This is a genomic window from Chryseobacterium sp. 14P4.3.2 (assembly GCF_057799275.1).
Window position 1 is genome coordinate 1 of record NZ_JBYOKO010000075.1, and the last position, 530, is coordinate 530.

Here is a 530-nt window from a genome sequence, read left to right on the forward strand (position 1 = left end):
GCATTTGCCTGCTCTATTTTAAATCTGCTTTTGTACAATTTTTCATCAAAATAGTAATCATTATTTCCTGTTTTTCCATTTCGGGGATTAGTTTTGATGTTACCCATTATTTCCTCCATTTCTAATTTCTGTCTTAAATTTTCACTGTCAAATCCCGAATCTTCATTCAAAAAAAGACCCTTATGAGAAATTTCCGCTTCGGATAAAATTTCAATAATATCGCCCATAACATCTTCTATTTCATATAAATCATGATGATTTCCGCTTCTGGGATTTCCCATCGAAATCATTTGACCACGATTGTCGCAAAGGAAAATTATATTGCTGGTTTTCGCCGATTTTCTGCTTTGATATCCTGTTGATTCTCCGCCCATTCTACATCGGGTTTGGCTCCCGTCAAGCTGAGTACACGACATATCCAACATCCTCTTGTTACGATTCAAAAGATGAATCCAAATATTCCTGAAGCTGCCATCCTTGCTCCATTTATTAAAAAAATAATACACATTTTGCCAGCTTATTTTTTCTTC

The 530-nt window shown here is 35.1% G+C and carries 1 pseudogene; it reads right to left on the reverse strand.

From position 1 onward, the window contains the following. Nucleotides 1-374: pseudogene (locus tag AC27VX_RS23860) on the reverse strand (IS5/IS1182 family transposase); the annotation flags it as partial. Nucleotides 375-530: the final 156 nt, after the last annotated feature.